Source organism: Citrobacter sp. Marseille-Q3906 (assembly GCF_916618775.1).
In the GTDB taxonomy this organism is placed as follows: Bacteria; Pseudomonadota; Gammaproteobacteria; order Enterobacterales; family Enterobacteriaceae; genus Citrobacter; species Citrobacter murliniae.
In genome coordinates, this window is record NZ_CAKAKA010000002.1 from 911078 (window position 1) to 936246 (window position 25169).

The window sequence follows — 25169 nt, forward strand, 5'->3', positions numbered from 1 at the left end:
CAACATACTTATTTGTAGGGATGGGTCATGACGATTAATTTTCGCCGTAGTGCGCTGCAGCTGGGTATTGCCGCGCTGTTTACTTCCGCATTTGCCGCACAGGCTGCAGATATTCCACAGGTCAAAGTCACGGTAAATGACAAACAGTGTGAACCGATGACGATCACTGTTAATGCCGGGAAAACACAGTTCATCATCCAGAACCACAGCCAGAAAGCGCTGGAGTGGGAGATCCTCAAAGGTGTCATGGTGGTGGAAGAGCGTGAAAATATTGCGCCAGGCTTTAGCCAGAAAATGACCGCCAACCTGCAACCAGGTGAATATGATATGACCTGCGGTCTGCTGACAAACCCGAAAGGGAAGCTGATTGTGAAGGGGAATGCTACGGCGGATGCAGCGCAAAGTGATGCCTTGCTGAGCCTGAGCGGCGCGATTACCGAATATAAAGCCTATGTGACGGCAGAAACCGCACAGCTGGTTGCGGGTACCAAAGCATTCACTGATGCCATTAAAGCTGGCGATCTGGAGAAAGCCAAATCCCTGTATGCACCGACACGTCAGCACTACGAGCGCATTGAGCCAATTGCGGAACTGTTCTCCGACCTTGATGGCAGCATTGATGCGCGTGAAGATGATTACGAGCAAAAAGCCGCCGATCCGAAATTTACCGGCTTCCATCGCCTGGAAAAAGCGCTGTTTGGCGACAATACCACCAAAGGCATGGATAAGTATGCTGAGCAGTTGAACAGCGACGTTATTGACCTGCAAACGCGCATTAGCGAGTTGGCGTTCCCACCATCAAAAGTGGTTGGTGGAGCTGCCGGGCTGATTGAAGAAGTTGCTGCCAGCAAAATTAGTGGTGAAGAAGATCGCTATAGTCACACCGACCTGTGGGACTTCCAGGCCAACGTTGATGGCGCACAGAAAATTGTCGATCTCCTGCGTCCTCAGTTGCAAAAATCCAATGCTGAACTGCTGGCAAAAGTGGATGCAAACTTCAAAAAAGTCGATGCTATCCTGGCGAAATATCGTACCAAAGACGGTTTTGAAACCTATGACAAACTGACCAATGCTGACCGCAATGCGCTGAAAGGGCCAATTACTACGCTGGCGGAAGATTTGTCTCAATTACGCGGTGTACTGGGTCTGGATTAAGCATCATGCAGCATGATAATGAAAACGGCGTGAGCGAGCCGTCGCGCCGACGTTTACTGAAAGGGATGGGCGCGCTGGGTGGCGCCCTGGCACTGGCTGGCGGCTGCCCGGTTGCGCATGCGCAAAAACCGCAGAGTGCGCCGGGAACGCTATCGCCGGATGCTCGCGGTGAAGCACAGCCATTTTATGGCCCGCATCAGGCTGGGATCCTGACGCCACAGCAGGCATCCATGATGCTGGTGGCGTTTGATGTTCTCGCCAGCGATAAAGCTGACCTTGAGCGTCTGTTCCGGTTACTGACCCGTCGTTTTGCGTTCCTGACGACCGGCGGGCCCGCGCCCGAGACGCCAAACCCGCGTTTACCGCCAATGGATTCCGGCATTCTCGGTGCCTACATTGCGCCGGATAACCTGACGATGACGCTGTCGGTGGGGCATTCGCTGTTCGACGAGCGCTATGGTCTTAGCACCAGCATGCCGAAAAAACTGCAAAAAATGACGCGCTTTCCGAATGATTCGCTGGATGCAGCGTTGTGTCATGGCGATTTGTTGTTACAGATTTGCGCCAACACGCAAGACACCGTCATACATGCGCTGCGCGATATCATTAAGCACACACCGGATCTCCTCAGCGTTCGCTGGAAGCGCGAAGGGTTTATCTCTGATCATGCTGCACGCAGTAAAGGCAAAGAGACACCAGTCAATCTGCTTGGTTTTAAAGACGGGACCGCTAACCCGGATGGCACAGATAAAAAGCTGATGCAAAATGTGGTGTGGGTGACGTCCGATCAAGACGAGCCGAAATGGGCGGAAGGCGGGAGTTATCAGGCGGTAAGGCTTATTCAGTTTCGCGTTGAGTTCTGGGATCGTACACCGCTTAAAGAGCAACAGACTATTTTCGGGCGAGACAAACAGACTGGTGCACCATTAGGTATGCAGCGCGAGCACGATGTACCTGACTACGCCAGCGATCCTGAAGGTGAGGTGATTGCGCTCGACAGCCATATCCGTCTGGCAAACCCGCGAACTCGGGAGTCGGAGTCCAGCCTGATGATGCGTCGTGGTTACAGCTATTCGCTTGGCGTCACCAATTCTGGTCAACTGGATATGGGTTTACTGTTTGTTTGCTATCAGCACGATCTGGAAAAAGGTTTTTTGACCGTGCAGAAACGCCTGAATGGTGAAGCGCTGGAAGAGTATGTGAAGCCGATTGGTGGTGGATATTTCTTTGCCTTGCCTGGTGTCAAAGACGCTGAACGTTATCTTGGGCAATCTCTTCTTGAGGCCTGAAACCTGAGCCCCGCACTCCCGCGGGGTATTTCCTGACAACTTGATGAATGGACCAATTATTTTTCGTGATGTCTGCAGCGTTGAAATAATTTTGTCATCTCTCTGTAAGAGACTGTTCTCAGCGGCAGGATGTAATTTAGTTAACAATAAGTAAAAATATTGTTGCGCTGACAATAAATTCTGTTGTAATTATAGGTAACAGCGGTAGTTCCCGGCGGTGATGGTCATTCACTATGGAGATCGCGAATGGTAATGTCCTGTAATGGACTCGCTTTTCACAGCAGCAATACCATGTTATGCGGACGTTTCTCTTCCGCCAGCCATCTCGTCACCGCTAAATTCCTCTCCCTTCCATATCTTATCCTTGTTACCGACGCCCTGTACGGTGCGCGTAGCCGTGCGTGGTGTCTTATTCGAAGGCAAGCAATGGCTTACAAGGAAGCCAAACCTCAGATGTTCGTGCGCATAATCGTGCCGCAAGCGGTGCGTGTGATGTATACCTACAACTCAAGGTGCTATCCATGGGAAGACAAAAAGCAGTGATCAAAGCTCGTCGTGAAGCAAAACGTGTGCTGAGACGGGATTCGCGTAGCCATAAGCAACGTGAAGATGAATCGGTCACCTCGCTTGTGCAGATGGGCGGCGTAGAAGCGATCGGTATGGCGCGTGACAGTCGCGACGCCACACCTATCATGGCGCGAAATGAAGCTCAGGCGCAGTACCTGAATGCTATCGAGAGTAAACAGCTGATCTTCGCCACGGGTGAAGCCGGGTGTGGTAAAACCTGGATCAGCGCGGCAAAAGCAGCAGAGGCCCTGATCCACAAAGATGTGGACCGGATCATTGTAACCCGTCCAGTTCTGCAAGCTGATGAAGATCTCGGCTTCTTACCTGGAGATGTTTCCGAGAAGTTTGCTCCCTATTTTCGACCCGTGTACGACGTGCTGGTAAAACGACTGGGAGCCTCCTTCATGCAATATTGCCTGCGACCTGAGATTGGTAAGGTGGAAATCGCGCCGTTCGCTTATATGCGCGGACGTACCTTTGAAAATGCAGTTGTTATTCTCGACGAGGCTCAGAATGTGACTGCTGCGCAAATGAAAATGTTTTTAACTCGCCTTGGAGAGAATGTGACGGTAATTGTGAACGGGGATGTTACCCAGTGTGACTTACCGGCGCATGTTCGATCCGGGTTAAGCGATGCGCTGGCCCGCTTCGAAGAAGATGAGATGATTGGGATCGTTCGTTTCAATAAAGATGATTGCGTTCGTTCGGCGCTCTGTCAGCGGACGCTTAATGCTTACAACTGATATGTTCTTCGTCTTCAAGGCCCGGGAAACCGGGCTTTGTTTTTATTACGCTTACAGAATATCTTTTAGCTCAGCAGCCATCATTGTTGCTTCAAAAGGGATCAGCTCGACTTTTACAACCCCTGATTGTTGAAAGGGATCCTGGCTGAGATAACTTTTTAACGCTTCTTCATCATCGCATTTTGCCAGTATTACGCCTCCTGAGCGCGGGATTTTGCGTCCTGAGGCGAGGAATAAACCCTTTGCGTACCCTTTTTTCAGCCATTCCACATGCGCGGGAAGTAAATTATCGACTTCATTTAACGGTTTTATATAAGTTAAAACGACAACACCAATAACGCTCATTTTATTATCCATAATCCTGGAGGGGAGATTACGTTAGCATGTGGTTGACTAAGGACTGAATAGATTTGTTGGCCCGGCTGAAAGATATTCTGTTAACGGTTGTGTACAGATGGAAGCCGTTTCCTCTGGCCCACTTTGATTATTTCATTTCGTTCTCCAGCCAGGATGCAACTGCACGCAGGCCTTTTAATATCTCTTCTCTGAGGGCACAGTTATCTTCCGGATGTTGTTCAACAGCCTCGCATGCGCGGCGGGCGGTAACCATCCCCATGCTGGCGCAGCTACTTTTTAACTGGTGTGCAAGACGTCTGATCTTCTCAACGTCTTTTTGCGAGCGAGCGGTATCAATTTCGTCGAGTAAAGGCAGTGTATGTTGGGTAAATAAACGCAGCCATTCACCAATTTTGCTATGTCCCATGATGCGAGCATCTTCTGATAATTGATGCGTATCCAGAAGACACTCGCTAAGTGGTTCAGCGACGTAAGGGGATTCTGTACCTGAAATATAGTGTGTGATGAGTTGACCCAGGGCGTCTCGCGGCACCGGTTTTTGAATAATACCGCGAAACAACGTACTGGTACGACGGCTTAGGGTCTCATCAATCACGTGAGCGCTGAACCCAATCAGAGGCAGGGTTGGATAAATCTGTGTCAGTTGTTGGGCGAGCGTAATACCGTCGGTATCCGGGAGATCAAAATCAACCAGCACGGCATCATAGTGCTCATTACCTTGCAGGACATGTAGTGCGTCGGCGGCACAACTTGCTACCATCACCAGGGCTCCGCTGGTGGTTAACATCTCCACGGTAATACGCTGGGTGAGGGGATTGTCCTCAATCAACAGTAAACGTATCCCCTGTAAATTGACCGGGCGATGGGGACATTTAGGGGTAGGGCGCGAAGCGGGACGTAAAGGAAGTCGCAACTGAAAGCAACTCCCAACACCAGGTGTGCTGGTCACGGTCAGTTCACCACCCATAGCCTGTGCAAGGCTGCTACTGATCGTTAACCCCAGTCCTGTCCCGCCACGTTTGCCGCTTACCTGAACAAAGGGCTTAAAAATGTCAGCCAGGCGAGAGGCTTCGATACCACTGCCCGTATCCTCAACCTCGATACACCACTGTTCACCTTCAGTGAAGCTGCGTAGCGTAATAAGACCACGATCGGTAAATCGCAGTGCATTGCTTAATAAATTAGTGATTATCTGACGAATACGGCGAGGATCGCCCTGTAGTGCGAGGGGGAGAGCGCTGGAAAAGTCCGCAACAAGTGTAACAGGCCGCCCGTTGATGCGACTGTTCATCAACTGGAGTGTACTTTCCAGCAAAGGTCTGGGCTCAAAGGGCTCATCACTAACAGAGACATTCTTTCCACCGGCCTCAATTGCTGAGTAATCCAGAATATCGTTGAGAATAGTCAGTAGTGATTCGCCGGAATCGGTGATTGCACGCAGGTTTTCCTGATGTTGAGCCAGCGCCTGGTTTTCTGAAAGCAACTGCGCAGTGCCGAGGATCCCGTAAAGTGGGGTGCGTATTTCATGGCTCATTGCCGCAAGAAATGCTGATTTTGCCTGATTTGCTTTTTCAGCTTCAGCCCGCGCCTGACGGTGTTCAATGACCAGCGCGTGAAGCTCGGCGGTACGCGATTTTACCTGCGTAGCCAACTGCTGCCGATGATTATTGAGGGCGTGGACGCTGGCACGAAACGCATCCATTAAACGTCCAATAGTATCCAGTTCCCGAACGCCTGCGGTTTCTGGAAAGGGGGAGTCAATGTTACCTTCAAGCAGTTGCTGCAATGCCTGTGTTTGCTGGGCCAGAGGGCGCGTCACTGAACGGTAAACCACGCGCCAGAGGATTAGGATCAGCGATATCAGCGAAACAGCGCCGAGCAACAGCAGCCAGGTTTGTCCGCGCTCGCTGGCTTGTTTCAGTGAAGTTAACCCTGCACGGTTACGTTCTTCGATAGTGTTGACTAACTGGCTGACTTCACTGCTGAAACGGGTAAACTGATAAATGTTATTCTGCGACAGGATCTGTAGCCGGGTGCTGATGTCATTATCCTGCTGGTATAGCGCCAGCAGCTCGACATAACGTCCTACCGTATTCACTGACTCCGCAACCTGTTCGCGCACCACTGGATCTTCAATGCGTATTTGTCGACGATGCAGAATTCTGACTGCGGCATTCAATCGGTTATCCATCGCTGCGGCGTTATATTGCGCCTGATCGGCACTCAGATTCATAATCATTTGTTGCACGCGTAGTGCGCTCAGACGCACCTCGTTCATCTGATTAACGTATTCCAGATCGGTATCAATGAGACGATCTAGTGCCTGTTCAGCCTCCCGACGCTGATTATTTTCAATCAAATCATATATTCCTGCTTGTGTCGCACCTGCGGAAGTCGCCGCATTATTCGCCTGACCGTGAGCCATTTCAGCGATATCGCCTGCGGCGGTGACAATACGTTGACTGAGTTGTTGCTGCTGATCGCGGAGTCTCAGCCGTTGTCCAACCAACTCTCCCTGCTGACTTAACGACTGTGCGATTTCCTGCTCCTGCAGCTCTATCGCCGTGGTGTCAAAACCTTGCTGACGTAGCGTTTTAAGCAATGCGGTAATTTTGAGACTTTGTGCTGTTAACATTCGGCCCTGTGCCAGCCACATATTTTCACTGTCGGCGATGGTCAGGTTCTGCGCGGAAAAAAGCTCCCAGGCACTGGCTTCGCTCAATTGACGCGCCATGTTCATTGTCGGGATTAGTTCTTGTGTATTGGCTTGCTCAACCTGGCTGACAAAACGCAGACTGTACCAACCTACAAGTGTACTCATGAGGGTCAGTGCCGCCATCAGCGCGAAGCCCATCCACAGTCTTCTGGTCAGAGATAAATTCACGGAGTGTCGCCACAGATTAAAAAGGTTGAGTCCAAAAGCGGAAAGCAACTAGGATAAAGCCTTATTGATAATGAGGCTATCATGCGAGCATGCGTTTTTTGGGTGATGACTTTCTTTTCTGTACAAGGTCTGGCGGCCGGAGCAGGAGAGTCTCTGATCCGTTGGCACGACGAGCAACACTTTTCCCCTCAGCAGCAGGAAACGGTCACAGCGCATCAGGTCTGGAAACTTTGTGCGCTCTACCCTAGTCTCAAAGATTCCTATTGGCTCTCGGTTAACTACGGCATGCAACAAGCGGCACGGCGTTACGGCGTCAGCCTGAAAGTGCAGGAAGCTGGAGGGTATCGGCAGCTTTCGACGCAGAAAACGCAAATTGCCCAGTGTAAAGAGTGGGGCGCAGATGCCATTTTACTTGGCAGCAGCACCACATCGTTTCCTGATCTCAAAAAACAGGTCGGTACGTTGCCGGTTATTGAGGTGGTGAACGCCATCCATGACGCGACAACCCGAACGCGAGTCGGGGTCCCCTGGTTTCAAATGGGCTATCAACCGGGTCGTTACCTGGTGAAGTGGAGTGGGGGAAAACCACTGAAATTGCTCTTAATGCCAGGACCTGATGATGCCGGAGGCAGTAGGGAAATGGTTGCCGGGTTCCGCGATGCGATCGCCGGAAGCCAGGTGCAAATTGTGGATGTCGCCCTTGGGGACAATGATATAGAAGTACAGCGCAATCTGTTGCAGGAGATGCTGGAACGCCATCCGGATATTGATGTGGTTGCCGGGACGGCCATTGCAGCGGAAGCGGCAATGGGGGAAAGACGCAATCTGGCGACCCCTCTCACGGTGGTCTCATTTTACCTGTCACATCAGGTTTATCGCGGTCTCAAGCGTGGACGGGTACTGATGGCTGCCAGTGACCAAATGGTTTGGCAAGGTCAACTGGCGGTCGAACAAGCGATCAATGTATTGCAGGGACGTAACGTTCCCGATAACGTCAGCCCGCCGATTTTAGTACTGACCCCAGAAAATGCGGACAGCAAACATAGCCGTAGCTCGCTATCTCCGGGGGGATTCCGGCCAGTATATTTGTATCAGCATACGTCGGAGGCTAAAAAATAGCCTTCGCCATGCTGGGTAACGAACAGGTCGGGACTCAGTTTATGGCGCAAACGACGGATCAACACATCGACGGTACGCAGATCGGGGTCTTCCACTCTGCGTGCCGTAAGCATGCGGAGTAGCCTTTCGCGGCTGAGGATTTCACCCGGATTAGTCACAAATGCCACCAGCATTTCGTACTCAGCGCGGGTGAGCTTAATCGTTTCCTCTTCTTTTTCCAGCGTGTGGCGAGAAACATTCAGACAGTATCCCGCAAATTGGTAGCAATTATCTTTCGCAGCAGGTTGTGCCTGGCGGGCAAGATCGATGCGCCAGAGCAGGTTTTTCACCCGCACGACGAGTTCGCGCAATTCCAGCGGTTTGGTCACATAATCATCGGCACCCATCTCCAGTCCGACAATTCGGTCAATTTGATCGCATCGTCCCGTTACGAGAATGATCCCAACCGTTGAGCGCTCTCGTAGCGATCGGGTCAGCATCAAACCATTTTCATCCGGAAGATTAATATCCAGCAGGACAAGATCAACAGACTGTTGGTCCATAATGTCGCGCAGACCAGCGCCGCTAGCAACAGCCGAGACTTGATAACCTTCCTGCTCAAAATAAGCCTGCAGTCGTGCCTGGGTCACTGGCTCATCTTCAACAATGACAATGTGATGTGACATCCTGTGTTCTGTCTCTCTGTTCATATTCGTTCATATTTTGCAGTAAGTCGTTCATCCTGACCAGTGTCGCTGTTCACATTTGCTGAATAAGATCTCCCGTAACTAAACCATATATTTACAGGGGCTATTATGCGGAGACTATGGAGAGCGTTACTCAGGCCAAGTGCGCGCTGGTCAATACTGGCGCTGGTGATTGTTGGGATACTGATCGGTATCGCACTGATTGTACTCCCACACGTTGGAATCAAGTTAACCAGTTCGACAGAGTTTTGTGTCAGTTGCCACAGTATGCAGCCGGTCTATCAGGAATATAAGCAGTCGGCGCATTTCCAGAATGCCTCCGGGGTTCGCGCTGAATGTCACGACTGTCATATTCCATCGGATATTCCCGGGATGGTGAAACGTAAACTTGAAGCCAGCAACGATATTTACCAGACGTTTATCGCTCACTCGATTGACACACCTGAAAAATTCGAAGCCAAGCGTGCTGAGCTGGCGGAAAGGGAGTGGGCGAGGATGAAGGAAAATAACTCCTCAACCTGCCGCTCCTGCCATAACTATGACGCGATGGATCATGCTAAGCAACATCCTGAAGCCGCACGTCAGATGAAAATTGCCGCCAAAGACAACCAATCCTGTATTGACTGTCATAAAGGTATTGCCCACCAGTTACCTGATATGAGCAGCGGTTTCCGCAAGCAATTTGATGAATTACGCGCCAATGCTAACAGCGACGGCGATACTCTGTACTCTCTTGATATCAAACCTATTTATGCGTCTAAAGGTGATAAAGAACCTGCAGGCTCGTTACTGCCAGCTTCAGAAGTGACGGTGTTGAAACGTGACGGTGAATGGCTGCAGGTACAAATTACCGGCTGGACGGAAAGCCAGGGACGTCAACGCGTTCTGACTCAACTTCCAGGTAAGCGAATTTTTGTGGCATCCATCCGTGGCGATGTTCAGCAACATGTGAAAACGCTGGAAAAAACCACCGTCACTGCGACTAACACTGAGTGGAGTAAGTTGCAGGCCACTGCGTGGATGCAAAAGAGCGACATGGTGAATGACATCAAGCCGATCTGGGCTTATGCCGACTCGCTATATAACGGTACCTGTAACCAGTGCCACGGCGCGCCGGAAAAATCGCACTTTGATGCGAACGGCTGGATTGGCACGCTCAATGGCATGATTGGCTTTACCAGTCTGGATAAACGAGAAGAACGTACCTTGTTGAAATACCTCCAGTTGAACGCGTCAGACACCACGGATAAGCCCCATAGTGATAAGGGAGAGAACAATGAAAAGTAAAGACACATTGCAGGTATCACGTCGGCGCTTTCTTCTGCAACTGGGGGGAATGACCGTTGCAGGTATGTTAGGGCCTTCGTTACTGACTCCCCGTAGTGCAAGTGCGGCCGCCATGGGTGAACAAGGCGCTGTGGTAAAAGAGGGGATCCTTACTGGCTCCCACTGGGGGGCAATCCGCGCCACGGTCGTAGATGGACGATTTATTGCGGTTAAACCTTTTGAACGTGACAGATATCCATCGAAAATGATTGCAGGTCTGCCGGACCATGTTCATGGTGCATCGCGCATTCGTTATCCAATGGTACGCGTGGACTGGATGCGTAAACGCCACCAAAGCGATACTACGCAACGTGGAGATAACCGTTTTGTTCGTGTCTCATGGGATGAAGCGCTGGACTTTTTTTATCAGGAACTGGAGCGTATCCAGAAAACCTACGGCCCCAGTGCACTGTTGACGGCGAGCGGCTGGCAATCGACGGGTATGTTCCATAACGCCTCCGGTATGTTGGCCCGAGCCATTGCGCTGCATGGCAATAGCGTCAGCACCGGCGGAGACTACTCCACCGGGGCGGCGCAGGTGATTTTGCCGCGCGTGGTCGGATCCATGGAAGTCTACGAGCAGCAAACTTCATGGCCGCTGGTTCTGCAAAATAGCAAAACCATCGTGTTGTGGGGGGCCGATCTGATCAAAAACCAGCAGGCCAACTGGTGGTGTCCGGATCATGATGTTTATGGTTATTACGAGCAACTGAAAGAGAAAGTCGCACGGGATGAGATCTCGGTAATTAGTGTGGATCCGGTAGTGACGTCAACGCATGACTACCTGGGTCGCGACAAGGTTAAGCATATAGCCGTCAATCCACAGGCTGATGTTCCGCTACAGCTGGCGTTGGCGCATACGCTATATACCGAAAATCTGTACGATAAAAATTTCATTAGTAACTATTGCGTCGGTTTTGAACAGTTTCTCCCTTATTTGCTGGGGGAGAGCGATGGTCAGCCAAAAGATGCCCAGTGGGCAGAGAAATTGTGTGGTATTGATGCCGAAACAATCCGTGCTCTGGCACGACAAATGGCCTCAGGAAGAACGCAGATTATTGCAGGGTGGTGCGTACAGCGTATGCAGCATGGCGAGCAATGGGCGTGGATGGTAGTGGTACTGGCCTCAATGCTGGGGCAAATTGGTTTGCCAGGGGGAGGCTTTGGGTTTGGCTGGCACTATAATGGTGCGGGAACGCCCAGTCGCAAAGGTATTATTTTAAGCGGTTTTTCCGGCTCGACGACGGTGCCTCCAGTGCATGACAGCACTGATTACAAAGGATATAGCAGCACTATCCCTATCGCGCGTTTCATCGACGCAATTCTGGAGCCAGGGAAAACCATTAACTGGAACGGCAAAACAGTAAAACTACCGCCGCTAAAAATGTGCGTATTTGCGGGAACCAACCCGTTCCACCGCCATCAGCAGATCAACCGGATCATGGAAGGCTGGCGCAAGCTGGAAACAGTCATTGCGATTGATAACCAGTGGACTTCTACATGTCGTTTTGCTGATATCGTCTTGCCTGCGACAACCCAGTTTGAACGTAACGATCTTGACCAATATGGCAACCATTCCAATCGCGGAATTATTGCTATGAAACAACTGGTAGCACCGCAATTTGAAGCTCGTAATGATTTTGATATTTTCCGCGATCTCTGCCGTCGTTTTAACCGTGAGGAAGCTTTCACCGAAGGTCTGGATGAAATGGGCTGGTTGAAGCGCATCTGGCAGGAAGGCAGCCAGCAGGGGAAAGGACGCGGTGTCCACTTACCAGCATTTGATGTGTTCTGGAATCAACAGGAGTATATCGAGTTCGAGCATCCGCAAATGTTTGTACGTCACCAGGCATTTCGTGAAGATCCCGATCTTGAACCGCTGGGAACGCCGAGTGGTTTGATTGAAATTTACTCTAAAACGATTGCCGAAATGCACTATGACGACTGTCAGGGCTATCCGATGTGGTTCGAAAAAATCGAGCGTTCACATGGCGGGCCGGGCTCACAGCGCTGGCCATTACATTTACAGTCAGTACATCCGGATTTTCGCCTGCATTCGCAGCTCTGCGAATCGGAAACGTTGCGGCAGCACTATGCTGTTAGCGGTAAAGAACCTGTTTTTATCAGCCCACAGGATGCACAAGCTCGTGGTATCCAAAACGGTGATATTGTCAGGGTCTTCAATGGTCGTGGACAAGTATTAGCCGGTGCGGTTGTTTCTGATTTTTATAAGCCTGGCGTGGTCCGTATCCATGAAGGCGCCTGGTACGATCCCGATAAAGGTGGAGAGATCAATGCGCTGTGTAAATACGGTAACCCTAACGTCTTAACGCTGGATATCGGTACTTCTCAGTTGGCTCAGGCAACCAGTGCGCATACCACGCTGGTGGAGATCGAGAAATACAATGGTCAAGTGGATCGCGTGACTGCATTCAATGGCCCACTGGAAATGGTGGCGCAATGTGAGTATGTCCCAGCGCAGCAGGTAAAATAAATGGATAGCCAAAAACATCTGACGGAGGAACAAATTGCCTGCGTTTACGCGTGGCTGGCGCGACTGTTCTCCCGTGAACTGGATAGTGAAAGTTTGCTGCAACTTCACGCCTCGGACATGCAGGACTGGTATTCGCTGTTAAAACGCGAACCGTCGTTGAATCAACCGGTGACGATTCTGGAAGAAAAAATCGCCGCGCTTAAGCTACGTGAAGAGGGGCAACTGGAACTTGCCGCAGACTTTTGTGGCCTGTTTCTTATGTCGGATACTCAGGCCGCTTTGCCATATGCCTCAGTTTATGAGCAGTGCGAGTCGGGTGACAGCGAGATCAAACACCTGTTGTTTGAAGCGGGAATGCAGACGAGTGAGACTTTTAACGAACCCGGCGATCATCTGGCTATTTTTCTCGAGTTACTGAGTCATTTGCATTTTTCGTTGGGGGAGGAGAACCTTAACCATCTGCGCATCAATGCATTACGCAGAAAAACCGTATCAGTGTTACTACGATGGCTGCCAGAGTTTTCAGCCAATTGTTGTAAATATGACGCTTTTGGGTTCTACGCTGCTCTGAGTCAACTGGGGCTGGCGCTTGTGCAACTCGATAACCGGTGATGAGTGTGTTGGTATCGCTGCAAAGGTGCAGCGATACCACGCTATTCAGGGCGGATCACAGGCGAAAAAAAAGCCCGTACTTGCGTACGAGCTCTTCTTCAAATATGGCGGTGAGGCGGGGATTCGAACCCCGGATACGTTGCCGTATACACACTTTCCAGGCGTGCTCCTTCAGCCACTCGGACACCTCACCATATTGTTGTTCCTGCGTTACCGGAACGGGCGCTAATGTAGGGGAAATGCCTCCCCGACGTCAATCTTCTTTTTGAAAAAAACGTTCATTTACACAAACTTCAATCAACATGAAGCTTAAGTGAGCGGGAATTGCTTTTTTTGCCAGCACACTAAAATTTGTTATTCTGATGTTTCCTTAAGAAATGATGATAATAAGTGCGAGAAAGTTCCGCACAACAATATTCAGGAGGCAATATGGAAATAATTTTCTATCACCCGACATTTGATACAGCCTGGTGGCTGAACGCGCTGGCTAAGGCTATCCCTGGCGCTAATGTCCGTGAGTGGAAATCGGGTGATCATGCGCATGCAGACTATGCGCTTGTCTGGCATCCACCGGTTGAAATGTTAGCCGGAAGAAAGTTAAAAGCCGTATTTGCGTTGGGTGCGGGGGTGGATTCCATTCTAAGCAAGTTGAAAGCCCATCCGGAAATGCTGGACGAGTCGATCCCGTTGTTCCGTCTGGAAGATACCGGCATGGGGCTGCAAATGCAGGAATACGCCGTTAGCCAGGTGTTGCACTGGTTTCGCCGCTTTGATGATTATCAGGCTCTCAAAACTCAGGCAAAATGGCAGCCGTTGCAGGAATATACCCGTGAGGAGTTTTCGATCGGGATTATGGGAGCAGGGGTGCTAGGGGCGAAAGTCGCTGAGAGTCTGCAATCATGGGGGTTCCCACTGCGTTGCTGGAGTCGTACCCGTAAATCCTGGCCTGGCGTGGAAAGCTTCGCCGGCACTGAAGAGTTAGGCGCATTTTTAAGTCAAACGCGGGTGCTGATTAACCTACTGCCTAATACGGCTGAAACGGTGGGAATTATTAACGCCGGGCTGCTGGATCAATTGCAGGATGGCGCGTATGTACTGAACCTGGCGCGCGGAGTTCATCTTAATGAAGACGATCTTCTGGCGTCGCTGAATAGCGGAAAACTCAAGGGCGCCATGCTTGATGTCTATAGCCGCGAACCACTGCCGGAGAATAGCCCATTGTGGAAACATCCACGTGTGGCGATGACGCCGCATATTGCTGCGGTAACACGTCCGGCAGAAGCGGTGGATTATATTTCCCGCACGATTTTGAATCTGGAGAACGGTGAAGCCGTAACAGGTCAGGTCGATCGCGTTCGGGGATACTGATAACAACCCGGCGCTGGCCGGGTTTCGATTTAAATACCCGTCATACTCCAGGCTGGATGTGCGTTAGCTACGGTTGCTCGCCCGAATTACTGACCACAGTATGTTTATTGGGATTAAGAGGGACATCTCTGCCCCTTACCGTAGGCCAGTCTCCGGCTGGCCAAATTCGTTCCTGACGAATTTGTCACACCCTTGCCGCCTGCCTACAACTCGAATTATTTAGGGTATTAATGGCGTCGATTCCTGCTATCCTTGACCAAAAATGACTACAGGAGAGAGTTATGTATCCCGTTGACCTGCATATGCATACCGTCGCCAGTACCCACGCCTACAGCACCTTGAGTGACTACATCGCTGAAGCCAAACGCAAAGGCGTTAAGTTGTTTGCAATCACCGATCATGGGCCGGATATGGCAGATGCTCCACACCACTGGCACTTTATTAATATGCGTATCTGGCCGCGTATGGTGGACGGGGTGGGAATTCTCCGCGGTATTGAAGCGAACATTAAGAATATTGAGGGGGAGATCGACTGCTCCGGTCCGATGTTCGACTCCCTGGATCTGATTATTGCTGGTTTTCATGAGCCGGTTTTTGCCCCGCATGATAAAGACACCAATACTCAGGCCATGATTGCCGCGATGGCGAGCGGACATGTTCACATGATCAGCCATCCCGGAAACCCGAAATACCCGATTGATTTTACCGCAGTTGCGCAGGCAGCAGCGAAGTACCATGTTGCGCTGGAAATCAATAACTCCTCATTTCTGCATTCGCGTAAAGGCAGTGAAGCCAATTGTCGCTTGGTTGCTGCGGCTGTGCGTGATGCCGGGGGTTGGGTTGCATTAGGTTCGGATTCTCACACCGCTTTCACCCTTGGGGAGTTCGGCGAGTGTCGCAAGATTCTGGATGACGTAAACTTCCCCGAAGACCGAATCTTGAACGTATCGCCAAAACGCTTACTGGCGTTTCTGGAATCGCGAGGCATGGAGCCAATCGCGGAATTTGCTGATCTTTAATGTTACTAACTGGAATATATCGATGAACGAGTTTTCTATCCTGTGTCGTGTCCTGGGCTCGCTGTTTTACCGCCAACCGCAGGACCCTTTACTGGTTCCCCTGTATACCATGATCGGTGAAGGTAAACTGTCAGCAAACTGGCCGCTGGAGCAAGACGAGCTGCTGGCTCGTCTACAGAAAAGCTGCGACATGTCACAAGTGGCCGCAGATTATAACGCGTTGTTTGTTGGTGAAGAGTGTGCGGTACCACCTTATCGCAGCGCCTGGGTAGAAGGTGCAACTGAATCTGAGGTGCGCACATTCCTATCTGCGCGTGGTATGCCGCTGGCCGATACGCCAGCCGATCATATTGGCACACTGTTGCTGGCTGCTTCCTGGCTGGAAGACCAGTCTGCTGAAGATGAAAGTGAAGCGCTGGAAACACTGTTTGTTGAGTATCTGCTTCCATGGTGCGGCACTTTCCTTGGTAAGGTTGAAGCACACGCGAGCTCGCCATTCTGGCGTACCATGGCACCTCTGACGCGCGATGCAATTGGCGCAATGTGGGATGAGTTGCAGGAAGATACAGAAGAATAAATGTGATTTGTATCACTATGTAATGCAACATGATTTATCATCTTGCATAAATTGTGTGCACGATCTCATTAATATGCCGTTTTTCTGCTAAGATGCGCGGCATGAATATACTTATCTCTATTGCAATCACGACGGGCATTCTCTCCGGGATCTGGGGATGGGTGGCCGTTTCTCTTGGTTTACTCAGTTGGGCTGGCTTCCTCGGTTGCACGGCCTATTTCGCCTGTCCGCAGGGCGGGCTGAAAGGGCTGGGGATTTCAGCGTGCACGCTACTAAGTGGTGTGGTGTGGGCGTTGGTGATTATTAATGGTAGTGCGCTTGCTCCGCATATGGACATCATCGGCTATGTCATTACCGGCATTGTCGCGTTTTTGATGTGCATTCAGGCAAAACAATGGTTGCTTTCATTTGTGCCAGGTACTTTTATCGGCGCATGTGCAACATTTGCAGGGCAGGGGAACTGGCAACTGGTTTTGCCTTCTCTGGCGTTAGGACTTGTATTCGGTTATGCAATGAAAAACAGTGGTCTGTGGCTGGCGTCACGTCGTGAAAATCGGATATCACAATCGCTGACCAGTAAATAATAGAAGCGTGAGGTTTCCCTCACGCTTCCTGTGTTATATCGATAATCAGGATTCCGGCGGTACGGACATATGGCGGTATTTAACCAGGATATCGTTATCAACTTGTTTCTTATCCTGCAAATCCCACAACCCGCGATCAATCCCGTCATTAATCAGGAAGATTACACCAGTTTCAATGGCTGACATCAGACAAAGCATAACCGGTTCGTTAGAGGTATAACCAATTTCTCCTTCCAGAAGACGCTGGTAGTCAATAAAGCGGAATACCCCAGCCTGAACTTCATAAGACAGAATAGTTTTGCTGGTATTGACCGAAGAAAGGATCTCACCAGTACTGACGTTAACTACACGCAGGTTTACCGCTATCTGATCGAGTTGATACTGAGTATCTGCACCAATACCGAAATAGCGCGCACCTACACCACCCGATTTAACGTTACTTTCATAACCGATAATTGACCCTTCTACCATAATATTCGCAGCGGTCAGCGACTGGAGTGGAATGCGGTTATTAATGGCAACAGTGCCATTCTCTTGTGCCGCACGTATGATTTTCCGTTCATTCAGTAAGTTCTGCAATCCCTGGCGTTCCAGCGGAATAAACCAGCGCGAATCTTTCAGTGCAGTAACCAACATTGCCGTGGCGCTTTGCGGGACGGCGGTTGAGAAGTTACTTGCCGGGTAAGGTTTAAACTGACCCGTCTCATCCTGAATATTGTAAACTGAGACAAATATCTTACCTGTCGGCATTGGCAGATGCGTTAAATCTTTATAGCTTTGGGCCCGAGGCATTAATGTTGGTTTAGCGGCTTCCTGGGGTGGGGATGTTAAGCAACCGCTGAGTAAAAACATGGCAACCAAAATAAGTAAGCGCTGCATGATTTTTTCCTTTCGTGGCTAAGTCTTAGAAATCGGTTGACTGTGTTTGCAAACCCGACACTTCGATAGTCGAAGTTTTCCCCGTTTTTCTGTCCGTGACATTCAATTGCAGTTGTCCATCCCGGTTGGCGATATCGATGATAAAATCATTGGTTACCATCCTCCCCGGCTGACCAGTATTAATATTGGTCAGCAAGCCGCCGAGTATTTGTGACTGGATAGCCTGGGTAAAGTTATCCAGTGCTGAAGGGGTTTCAAACCCAAAATCATCACCACTCGGATCTTTATAAGAGTTTTGTGCCTGGGCGCTATTCAATAAAAAAGCACCGTTGTTAGGGTTGCCACCAAAGTTCGGGTTGCGGAACTGGAAAGTCATGTTTCCGGCCCAACTTAATGGTGAAATCAGCATGAGCAAAACGACTGCATGTTTGACACGCATGAAAGCCTCCGGACAAAATCATGTTTTAGAATTCATCGCGCGCTAAATCGCTCGTGCTTAATAGGGTCTGATCTATTTGCCGGCGACTTAATGCTTCCTCAGTTTGTGCCAATGCGAAGACCACTGTTTTTTCGAAGTCTCTTTTCGTTGGGAATAAAAAAGTCTGGAAGATAACGTCCTGATTAACCGTTATTGTGATCCAACTTCCCCAACGTGCACTGGGCCTTTCATTGATGGTTAAATTTCCTGTGTACTCGCTTTCCCACTTGTCACTAAATGCACGATAAAAATCATGCCCAATTGAGGAGACAGTGTGGTCAGTTAACAGTCCGGGTACCTCCACTTCTACAGCCGCGTGTAGATTCCCGGCAGCCAGGAGTAAATTTGCTGCCACAATCCAGGTCAAATAGCGTTTCATGGCTTTATCGCCTGAGGTTATCATTGGCCCATGAGACCGCCTGCGTACGATTTTTGACAGCTATCTTTTTGAAAAGATTATAAAGATGCGTTTTTACCGTATTCTCACTGATAAACAGTGAGCGTGCGATCTCAATATTTGAGGCGCCGATACGCAGTTTATTAAGGATCTCTTTTTCACGATGAGTGAGTAGTGCCGACTCCGTGCTGTTATAACGGTAGTTTCCAGAATGAGTGATTAAGTAACTGGCCAATTTCTGCGAAAAGTAGCATTCGCCTCGCAAGACACCTTGCAACCCGCTAACGACACGCTGTTCATCTTCTGCTGCGTAAAACACACCATTGATATGCGGCCAGTTTTCGATATCCCGGTAAGGATAATCATCGGGTGTATTCAACAATAACGTCTTTATATTGTTGTTTTTACGGCTTAAATTATCTTGCCAGTAATGGATCAGTTTTTTATCTGCCTCCATCATATCCAGTAAAACAATGCAGCTAGCGGATATATCATCCAGAGAACGTTGAATATTATGTAGTTTTCCAGATAACGCCAACGATTGTTTTAAATGCTGTAATAATGCAGTTGCCTGCAGAGAGGGTTTAGTGATCAACAATAATGTATGACCATGAATACTATGGACTTCATTAAACATGATGAAACTCCACTTTTTAGTCGCACACCCGACAGCTGTCTCTACTAAAATAGAGGCACCAGAAGTACTGACAGATGTTGCACTGCTGTGTAGAAATAAAATATCGACCCACAGGGGTGAAAATATTAAAACAAATGGACTTCAACTGATTTCAATCTAGCTATTACAAATCTTAAAGCAAGTGTTAAACTTGTTACAGAATGTAAAATTATATATTAAAATGTGATTTTGTGGTTTTTATTGAGTTTAGATTTGATAGTAAAGTTGTACATTTCACTGTTATTGCACAGATTTAAAAAATCATACAAATTATATTAATTGATTGATTTATATGGTTTTAATTTATACTTAGTAAGTTTTATCATTCTAATGAATTTCGATTATTTTGCCTCGCTTTACGTTGAACAATTTTAGATAGAAAAAAATGATGTTTGTCACGACTTGTACCTGCAGCTATCGCGAGGCCGCGCTGCGAGGCCCTGAAATCGTTGAATGCAGCTTTTTTCTACCATTGCATAGAAATGCATAACCAGCGATTGTCCAAAAATAAAATCGATACATATAACAGCGTTGTTGGCTCTTAATTAGTACTTTGGTGTGAATCTAAATATAAAAATACCACTCGCGGGTGAGTTATTTAAAATGTTTCAACGGACATACTCTTCATCGTAACGTGGCGTTAACAAAACAAAGTCATGTTAACAACAAAATTGAGTGGTAAATAATTTAACTTCATGTACGACCAGGTCCAGGGTGACAACATGAAAAACAAGTTGTTATTTATGATGTTTACAATGCTGGGTGTGCCTGGGATTGCATCCGCAACAAGTTATGATCTGGCTAATTCAGAATATAACTTTGCGGTAAATGAATTAAGCAAGTCTTCATTTAATCAGGCAGCCATTATTGGTCAAGTTGGCACTGCGAACAGTGCAAATACTCGACAGGGGGGCTCAAAGTTATTGTCGGTCATTTCTCAAGACGGTTCAGGTAACCGGGCTAAAATAGACCAGACAGGATCATATAATCTTTCTTATATTGATCAGGCGGGTAGTTCTAATGATGCGAGTATAAAACAAGGTTCTTACGGTAATACGGCTGTTATTATCCAGAAAGGTTCTGGTAATAAAGCAAATATTACCCAGTACGGTACACAAAAAACAGCAGTTGTGGTGCAGAGACAGTCGCAAATGGCCATTCGCGTGACTCAACGCTAATCCATTAACGACGTTTAAATCAATCCGATGGGGGTTTACCATGAAATTTTTAAAAGTGGCAGCATTCGCAGCAATCGTTGTTTCTGGTAGTGCTCTGGCTGGTGTTGTTCCGCAATGGGGCGGTAGTGGTCATCATAACGGTGGTAATAACAATGGTCCGGACTCATCAATGAGTATTTACCAGTATGGTTCTGGCAACATTGCGAATGCGCTGCAAAGTGATGCACGTAAGTCCGATGTGACCATCACCCAGCATGGTCGTGGTAACGGGGCAACCGTTGGGCAAGGTGCTGATGACAGTACCATTAGTCTGAAACAAACAGGCTTCAGTAACAGCGCTGACATCAATCAGTGGAATGCTAAGCATGCTGATATCAGCGTGACCCAATACGGTGGCCGCAACGGTGCAGTGGTTAATCAGACAGCGTCTGACTCCAATGTTCTGGTTCGCCAGGTTGGTTACGGCAACAACGCCACCGCAAACCAACATTAATTCAGTCTTCTGACTGAGAATAAACAGGGCGAAAGCCCTGTTTTTTTTCGGGAGAATATTATGCATACGCTATTACTTATTGCCGCGCTCTCAAATCAAATTACGTTCAATACAACCCAGCAAGGCGAAATGTACACCATCGTTCCTCAGGTAACGCTATCGCAGCCGTGTGTGTGCCAGGTACAAGTTCTCGCTTTACGGGAAGGGAAAAGTGGACAAAGTCAAACTCAGCAGAAAACAACCCTTTCTATACCCGCTAATCAACCGATCGATTTAACAAAACTTAGTTTAAATATATCAACTGAGGATTCGGTTAAAATCGTTGTTACCGTTTCGGACGGACAATCTCTGCATCTCTCGCAACAGTGGCCTGACTCAACCAGTCACTCATGATTTTTGATGTATTTGCATAATGGGTGTGGCTGGTAATGCGCTGCTGTTCTATGAATATAGAAACGTTAATACGTTTTTATTTGTCCGTTAACCGCAGCGGTGAAGGACCACACCGATACCTCAAGGATGGTTAATCATTGAGGAACCCATATGCATACATTAGCAAAAAGTATTTTAGGTACCAGCTTGTGTGTTTTTTCTCTTTATACGGTCTCCGCAATTGCCCAGCAAATCACATCTGGCGGGGTTATTCACTTCCGTGGTGAAATAGTTGAACCGCCTTGTGAGGTAAACACCCATCAACAGCAGATTGAATTGTCATGCATACGTGACGGCGAAATGTACAATAGTCGCTTTAGCGGACAGCAGGTGACGATGGCTCCTCAGAGTTTTAAGCAACTAGCCTCGGTGAAAATGCATTACCTCAATACGCAGAAAAGCCTGGCTATTCTTAGCATTGAATATAAATGAACCGTTCTGGCGTAGATATGCAGCCGTTTCGTTAAAAAGTAAGATTTCATGGAAAACCCTGCTGTACACTTAGTAGAGAGTGTTTTGTCAGGGGAATCTTATGCAATCGCGTGTTCATGTGTTACATGGCGACATTACGACTATAGCTGTTGATGTGATCGTCAATGCCGCCAACTCTTCTCTGCTGGGTGGTGGAGGCGTGGATGGGGCAATTCATCGCGCAGCCGGGCCTGCATTGTTGGAAGCCTGCAAACAAGTAATACAGCAACAGGGAGAATGTCCAACCGGACATGCAGTGATTACCCTGGCCGGATCTCTGCCCGCAAAGGCGGTGATCCATACAGTGGGACCTGTCTGGCAAGGGGGCGGTCATCACGAAGCCGAACGCCTTGAAGAGGCCTATTTAAATACCCTGCAACTGGCATTGGCCAATGGATATCAGTCCATTGCTTTTCCGGCAATCAGCACGGGAGCGTATGGTTATCCGCGCGCAGCAGCGGCGGAGATAGCGGTGAATACGGTACTGAAATTTATCACTCGTCGGGCGTTACCTGAGCAAATTTACTTTGTTTGCTTTGACGATGAAAACACCCGGCTTTATAACAGATTACTCACCCAACAAGGCGATGATCACACGGCCTGATATGACGCGACTCGAGCGTGCCATTACCCCTCTTTGTGCAAGCCATCCTGAACGATGCGGTATTCTTACGCTGGATGATAGCCTGGATGCTTTCGCGGCTCGCTATCGGTTAACTGAAATGGCGGAACGCTCACTGGATGTACAGTATTACATCTGGGAAAACGACATGTCCGGGCTATTGCTGTTTTCGGTTCTGTTAGCTGCGGCGAAAAGAGGTGTGCGCGTTCGTTTGCTGCTGGATGACAACAACACGCCGGGTCTGGATGATACGCTGCGCCTGCTTGATAACCATCCTAATATTGAAGTTCGCCTGTTTAATCCCTTTTCGTTTCGGATACTGCGCGCTCTGGGGTATTTAACCGACTTTGCCCGACTTAATCGCCGCATGCACAATAAAAGCTATACCGCTGACGGTGTTGTGACTCTCGTCGGGGGGCGCAATATTGGTGATGCTTATTTTGGCGCAGGCGAACAACCGCTGTTTTCCGATCTCGACGTGATGGCCATCGGCCCCGTAGTTAAAGAGGTCGCGGATGATTTTGAGCGTTACTGGCAGTGCCGTTCTGTTTCAACGTTACAGAAAGTACTGGAGCTGTCTGAACCTGAGCCGACCCAGCGTATTGAATTGCCTGAATCCTGGTACAATGATGATATTACTCGTCGCTACCTGCATAAGCTGGAAACCAGCCAGTTTATGACCAGTCTGGACCAGGGGGCCTTGCCGCTGATTTGGGCAAAAACGCGCCTGCTCAGTGATGACCCGGTAAAAGGTGAAGGGAAGGCGCCGCGTCATTCGTTGTTGCCCCAGCGTTTATTTGATGTCATGGGATCGCCTACTGAGCGCATTGATATTATTTCCGCCTATTTTGTGCCGACCCGGGCTGGCGTGGCGCAGCTTCTGCGTCTGGTCAGGAAAGGGGTCAGGATTGCTATTTTAACGAATTCACTGGCGGCGAATGATGTTGCTGTCGTCCATGCTGGTTATGCGCGCTGGCGAAAGAAACTGTTGCGCTATGGTGTGGAGTTGTACGAACTTAAACCAACCCGCGATCGGGCCACTGTGTTACACGATCGCGGGTTAACTGGTAACTCAGGCTCAAGCCTGCATGCGAAAACCTTCAGTATTGATGGTCGAAAAGTCTTTATCGGCTCGCTAAATTTTGATCCACGTTCAACGTTACTCAATACCGAAATGGGGTTTGTCATTGAGAGCGAAGTGCTGGCCGCACTGATTCATAAGCGTTTTATGCAAAGCCAGCGTGATGTCGCCTGGCAATTGCGCCTTGATCGCTGGGGCCGGATTAACTGGGTCGATCGCCAGCACGACACGGAAGTGGTGCTAAAAAAAGAACCCGCCACAGGATTCTGGAAGCGGGTTCTGGTGAGACTTGCGTCACTGCTACCTATTGAGTGGTTACTTTGAACCACGCAATGTCAGCTAACCGGCAACGGCTTTGCTTTTATCCTGCTTAACAGGCGGTTTACCCGAGAAGAGAAATTTCAGAACCGGAATACGTAAATGGATTTCGTACAGTATCAGCGCAATTCCGACCACAAATAGCAGCCCACACAAAAAGCCCAGAATATTCGATGAGATATGCGGCGTGATATAGGCGCCGAAAAACAGCGTTAACGGATGGTGTACCAGGTAGATAAACAACGACGCGTTTACGAAATAGGTGACGCGGGCTGACTGGAAATTCAACAAGCGGTAGCCGAGTGAAAAGACAACGTTAACCATCCACAGGCCCATGACCATGGTTATCACATATTCGGTTTCGTACATCCAGGCATCGCCGTTTCCGTAACGCTGATTAAGCAGATAGGCGACGAACGCGGATCCTGCGGCTAACGTGCAGCCACGCGATGGCGTAGTAAACAGCGCCTTTAACCTGGGATTGATAAACGCCAGGGCGCCAAGCATAAAGAAAGGCACATAAAACAGCGTTTGCATGATGATGAAATTAAACATGCCGTCACTGAGAATAGAAGGATAGAGGATAAAAATTGTCCGTCTGATAACGGCATATCCCACGCCAAGCAACAAAAAAACTAGTGTTAGCTTAGTCATTGAAGCAGGTGCTGAGCTCGAGTCATCTGCGCTTGTCAGCCGTTTTTTCATTTGGCTGAATACCCACATGCTTACGGTCGTTAAAACGACAAGGACCAGTAAAAACCACAGATGTGAAATAAGCTCCCACGCAAGCGCGTTGTATTTATCGTACCCGCTGAGAGTATGCCAGCTGTCTGCTTTTCCCTTCACAAATTGCAGCATGATAAATTGCGGCAGCGTAAGCAACGGAATCGCGGTTAACATAGGGATCCCCACACGTTCAACACGTACTTTCCACCAGCGTTTTAATGGGTAACGCAAAAAAAGCATGTATGAAAAATAACCCGAAATAACGAAGAAAACCTGCATGCGAAACGCATGGATGAAGTCGTTAAAAAGGGTCAGCCACCACGATGGCTCTGCACTGTTCACATGCCAGGTATGTGTGGAGTAGATCAATGAGATATGAAAGGGGATACCCAACAACATCAGCCAGGCGCGGATGGAGTCAAGAAAGTATTCACGCGGTGGAGATACAGAGCTCATAGACAGTTACGTATTCTCAGACTTTTCGTCTTATCCCTAAGGCGAATAATGGTTACATTCGAGGCCAACCCTACACGAAGTCTTACAACCTGTCTCCAGGATAAGCACGCAAAGTGAAAACAGGCATACGAACCTGATTAAACCATGAGCCAGCGCGCGAACAATACAGGGATTCAGTTGTC

25 protein-coding genes and 1 tRNA gene are annotated in these 25169 nt (G+C 49.0%); 17 read left to right on the plus strand and 9 right to left on the minus strand.

Features of this window, described 5'->3' with window-relative positions; genetic code table 11:
• Window positions 1-27 precede the first annotated feature (27 nt).
• From efeO to phoH, 3 genes are all read left to right on the plus strand, one after another.
• Window positions 28-1155 (plus strand): iron uptake system protein EfeO, encoded by a 1128-nt coding sequence (gene efeO / locus LG384_RS08490; RefSeq protein WP_045441524.1) that lies wholly within the window; start codon window positions 28-30, stop codon window positions 1153-1155.
• A 5-nt stretch (window positions 1156-1160) separates the two neighbouring features.
• Window positions 1161-2444, plus strand: coding sequence for an iron uptake transporter deferrochelatase/peroxidase subunit (gene efeB / locus LG384_RS08495; RefSeq protein WP_048221677.1), 1284 nt, complete (start codon window positions 1161-1163; stop codon window positions 2442-2444).
• Window positions 2445-2965: 521 nt separating this feature from the next.
• Window positions 2966-3754 carry a phosphate starvation-inducible protein PhoH gene (gene phoH / locus LG384_RS08500; RefSeq protein ID WP_045441531.1) on the plus strand — a complete coding sequence of 263 codons (789 nt, stop codon included), beginning with the start codon at window positions 2966-2968 and terminating at the stop codon, window positions 3752-3754.
• 51 nt (window positions 3755-3805) lie between these two features.
• Here the strand turns inward: phoH and LG384_RS08505 are convergent, their stop codons facing one another.
• Window positions 3806-4099, minus strand: coding sequence for a YciI family protein (locus tag LG384_RS08505; RefSeq protein ID WP_045449557.1), 294 nt, complete (start codon window positions 4097-4099; stop codon window positions 3806-3808).
• A gap of 139 nt (window positions 4100-4238) precedes the next feature.
• Complete coding sequence (gene torS, locus LG384_RS08510; protein ID WP_200042081.1) at window positions 4239-6995, minus strand: TMAO reductase system sensor histidine kinase/response regulator TorS; 2757 nt, start codon at window positions 6993-6995, stop codon at window positions 4239-4241.
• A 105-nt stretch (window positions 6996-7100) separates the two neighbouring features.
• Between torS and torT the strand changes: the two genes are divergently transcribed.
• On the plus strand, window positions 7101-8114 hold the full coding sequence (gene torT, locus LG384_RS08515; protein WP_370637139.1) for a TMAO reductase system periplasmic protein TorT: 1014 nt from the start codon (window positions 7101-7103) through the stop codon (window positions 8112-8114).
• Here torT and torR read toward each other — a convergent pair.
• The gene (gene torR / locus LG384_RS08520) at window positions 8087-8779 is read right to left on the minus strand and encodes a two-component system response regulator TorR (RefSeq protein ID WP_045441535.1); all 693 of its coding nucleotides are present in this window, start codon (window positions 8777-8779) and stop codon (window positions 8087-8089) included. The two genes, torT and torR, sit on opposite strands and share 28 nt — an antisense overlap.
• 129 nt (window positions 8780-8908) lie before the next feature.
• On the opposite strand from torR, the gene torC reads away from it, so the two are divergent.
• From torC to torD, 3 genes are read left to right on the plus strand one after another with little or no spacing between them, the layout of a single operon-like run.
• Window positions 8909-10087 (plus strand): pentaheme c-type cytochrome TorC, encoded by a 1179-nt coding sequence (gene torC, locus LG384_RS08525; protein ID WP_225760754.1) that lies wholly within the window; start codon window positions 8909-8911, stop codon window positions 10085-10087.
• Complete coding sequence (torA, locus tag LG384_RS08530; RefSeq protein ID WP_225760755.1) at window positions 10077-12620, plus strand: trimethylamine-N-oxide reductase TorA; 2544 nt, start codon at window positions 10077-10079, stop codon at window positions 12618-12620. Before torC ends, torA begins: the two co-directional genes overlap by 11 nt.
• Complete coding sequence (torD, locus tag LG384_RS08535; protein WP_045441544.1) at window positions 12621-13232, plus strand: molecular chaperone TorD; 612 nt, start codon at window positions 12621-12623, stop codon at window positions 13230-13232.
• Between the two features lie 105 nt (window positions 13233-13337).
• Here torD and LG384_RS08540 read toward each other — a convergent pair.
• Window positions 13338-13425, minus strand: a tRNA-Ser gene (locus LG384_RS08540).
• A 236-nt stretch (window positions 13426-13661) separates the two neighbouring features.
• Between LG384_RS08540 and ghrA the strand changes: the two genes are divergently transcribed.
• The 4 genes from ghrA (at window position 13662) to LG384_RS08560 (ending at window position 16780) form a co-directional block, all read left to right on the plus strand.
• Window positions 13662-14600 carry a glyoxylate/hydroxypyruvate reductase GhrA gene (gene ghrA, locus LG384_RS08545; protein WP_200011911.1) on the plus strand — a complete coding sequence of 313 codons (939 nt, stop codon included), beginning with the start codon at window positions 13662-13664 and terminating at the stop codon, window positions 14598-14600.
• Window positions 14601-14881: 281 nt separating this feature from the next.
• On the plus strand, window positions 14882-15619 hold the full coding sequence (locus LG384_RS08550; RefSeq protein WP_045441550.1) for a phosphatase: 738 nt from the start codon (window positions 14882-14884) through the stop codon (window positions 15617-15619).
• 22 nt (window positions 15620-15641) lie between these two features.
• Window positions 15642-16196, plus strand: a complete 555-nt coding sequence (locus LG384_RS08555; protein WP_045441562.1) for a molecular chaperone — start codon at window positions 15642-15644, stop codon at window positions 16194-16196.
• Window positions 16197-16297: 101 nt separating this feature from the next.
• Entirely contained in the window at window positions 16298-16780 is a 483-nt protein-coding gene (locus tag LG384_RS08560; RefSeq protein WP_045441564.1) for a DUF1097 domain-containing protein, read from the plus strand.
• A 45-nt stretch (window positions 16781-16825) separates the two neighbouring features.
• Here LG384_RS08560 and csgG read toward each other — a convergent pair whose 3' ends face one another.
• From csgG to csgD, 4 genes are read right to left on the minus strand one after another with little or no spacing between them, the layout of a single operon-like run.
• A complete protein-coding gene (csgG, locus tag LG384_RS08565; protein WP_045441566.1) occupies window positions 16826-17659 on the minus strand; it encodes a curli production assembly/transport protein CsgG in 834 nt (277 codons plus the stop codon).
• A gap of 25 nt (window positions 17660-17684) precedes the next feature.
• Window positions 17685-18098 (minus strand): curli production assembly/transport protein CsgF, encoded by a 414-nt coding sequence (csgF, locus tag LG384_RS08570; RefSeq protein ID WP_048221671.1) that lies wholly within the window; start codon window positions 18096-18098, stop codon window positions 17685-17687.
• Between the two features lie 25 nt (window positions 18099-18123).
• Window positions 18124-18516 carry a curli production assembly/transport protein CsgE gene (gene csgE, locus LG384_RS08575; RefSeq protein WP_225760756.1) on the minus strand — a complete coding sequence of 131 codons (393 nt, stop codon included), beginning with the start codon at window positions 18514-18516 and terminating at the stop codon, window positions 18124-18126.
• Between the two features lie 4 nt (window positions 18517-18520).
• Entirely contained in the window at window positions 18521-19171 is a 651-nt protein-coding gene (gene csgD / locus LG384_RS08580; RefSeq protein WP_045441572.1) for a biofilm master transcriptional regulator CsgD, read from the minus strand.
• Between the two features lie 761 nt (window positions 19172-19932).
• Here csgD and csgB point away from each other — a divergent pair.
• The 6 genes from csgB (at window position 19933) to LG384_RS08610 (ending at window position 23811) form a co-directional block, all read left to right on the plus strand.
• A complete protein-coding gene (gene csgB / locus LG384_RS08585) occupies window positions 19933-20388 on the plus strand; it encodes a curli minor subunit CsgB (protein ID WP_045441574.1) in 456 nt (151 codons plus the stop codon).
• 40 nt (window positions 20389-20428) lie between these two features.
• A complete protein-coding gene (gene csgA, locus LG384_RS08590) occupies window positions 20429-20881 on the plus strand; it encodes a curli major subunit CsgA (protein ID WP_045441577.1) in 453 nt (150 codons plus the stop codon).
• Between the two features lie 60 nt (window positions 20882-20941).
• A complete protein-coding gene (gene csgC, locus LG384_RS08595; protein ID WP_075261783.1) occupies window positions 20942-21274 on the plus strand; it encodes a curli assembly chaperone CsgC in 333 nt (110 codons plus the stop codon).
• Between the two features lie 150 nt (window positions 21275-21424).
• Window positions 21425-21745 (plus strand): type 1 fimbrial protein, encoded by a 321-nt coding sequence (locus LG384_RS08600; RefSeq protein WP_045441579.1) that lies wholly within the window; start codon window positions 21425-21427, stop codon window positions 21743-21745.
• Window positions 21746-21845: 100 nt separating this feature from the next.
• Window positions 21846-22388, plus strand: a complete 543-nt coding sequence (ymdB, locus tag LG384_RS08605) for an O-acetyl-ADP-ribose deacetylase (RefSeq protein WP_045441582.1) — start codon at window positions 21846-21848, stop codon at window positions 22386-22388.
• Window positions 22321-23811 carry a phospholipase D family protein gene (locus LG384_RS08610; protein ID WP_136345534.1) on the plus strand — a complete coding sequence of 497 codons (1491 nt, stop codon included), beginning with the start codon at window positions 22321-22323 and terminating at the stop codon, window positions 23809-23811. The genes ymdB and LG384_RS08610 overlap by 68 nt, the downstream gene beginning before the upstream one ends.
• 15 nt (window positions 23812-23826) lie before the next feature.
• Here LG384_RS08610 and mdoC read toward each other — a convergent pair whose 3' ends face one another.
• Window positions 23827-24987, minus strand: a complete 1161-nt coding sequence (gene mdoC, locus LG384_RS08615; RefSeq protein WP_200011903.1) for a glucans biosynthesis protein MdoC — start codon at window positions 24985-24987, stop codon at window positions 23827-23829.
• Between the last annotated feature and the right edge of the window lie 182 nt (window positions 24988-25169).